Source organism: Amycolatopsis kentuckyensis, from assembly GCF_002155975.1.
GTDB lineage: Bacteria > Actinomycetota > Actinomycetes > Mycobacteriales > Pseudonocardiaceae > Amycolatopsis > Amycolatopsis kentuckyensis.
On record NZ_MUMI01000764.1, the window covers coordinates 1 to 1,133 of the forward strand.

A 1,133-nucleotide genomic window follows, 5' to 3' on the forward strand; every position below is an offset into this window, starting at 1 on the left:
CGTCGAGCCCGATGACGCCGCCGAGGGTGAGGCTCTCGTCGGCCTGCCCGAGCGTCTGCAGCATGCGGCGGATGTGCACGAGCCGGAGCTGGTCGCGCGGCTGCGACCGGACCTTGCGGCCTTCGTCGGCGGCACGGTGGGCCGGGTCGAGGTCGGTCATCGCGGTGACGATCGCGCCGGCACCGCGGTCGGTGATGCGGTGGCGCACGACGAGCACCGGGACGTAGCCGCGGCCGGTGCGGACGAGCAGGTCGATCCCGCCGCGCCGGTGCCCGGCCGGGTCGACCGGCAGCAGCGCACCCCAGATGTAGCGCGCCTCGTCGGCGAAGGCCTGCAGCGTCTGCTCGACGCGCTCGTGGGCGGGCAGGTCGCGGCCGATCTTCACCCAGCGGTCGTCGTTGGCGGCCATCAGCCGGGTGACGATGTCCTCGCGGTGGGCGGCGGCGTCGTCGATCCGCTGCTGCGCGGTGGGGTCGGGCGGCGAAAGCGGGACCTCGCGCATGGTGGGGTCGTGTTCGAGGTGCACGCGGCGACGGCAGCGGCTGACCGCGCCCGCGTCGAGTACCACCTCGGTGTTCATGGAGATCACTCTAGATTCCCACCGCCGAGCCGACATGCCCGCCACCCGGGCGACCAGTAAGTTCGACCTCGACACGTCGCAGGAGGTGCCATGGCGCGCAAGGCCAAGGTCGAGGGTGAAGCCAGGTTCACCCCAAAAAGGGCGAAGAACGCGGTCGCGGTGGCGAAGGTGCTCGGCCCGGCGGTGATCCCGGTGGTGGCGCCGTTGGCGGTGCGCGCGGCGGGCGCGGCCCGGGAGGCGTACGACCGCTACCAGGCGCGCAAGCTGGGCGTTTCGATCGACCGGCTGGGCGAGTACACCGGCCGGGGCGCGGCCCTGCACGCCCGGATCGCGGGCGTGGCGGAGGGCTGCCAGGACCTGCGGAAGTCGGAGAAGGCTTCGAAGGCGGACCAGGAGTTCGTGCAGGGAGCACTGGGGACGTTGGAGCAGCTGTCGGCTTCGGTCCGCGCGGCGGAGCGGATGCCGGCGGCGCGGCGGAAGTCGGTGCACCGAGCGGTGGCAGGCGAGCTGGAGCGGCTGGAGGGGCAGCTGCTGCACCGGCTGGGGATCTGAC

Annotated in this window: 1 protein-coding gene and 1 pseudogene; one reads left to right on the forward strand and one right to left on the reverse strand. The window is 73.2% G+C overall.

Annotation, left to right across the window (positions count from 1 at the left end):
* A pseudogene (locus CCN39_RS47420) lies at positions 1-589 on the reverse strand (TM0106 family RecB-like putative nuclease); the annotation flags it as partial.
* 81 nt (positions 590-670) lie between these two features.
* On the opposite strand from CCN39_RS47420, the gene CCN39_RS47425 reads away from it, so the two are divergent.
* Positions 671-1,132: a DUF6474 family protein gene (locus CCN39_RS47425; RefSeq protein ID WP_086853700.1), complete on the forward strand. Its 462-nt coding sequence runs from the start codon at positions 671-673 to the stop codon at positions 1,130-1,132.
* Position 1,133 lies beyond the last annotated feature (1 nt).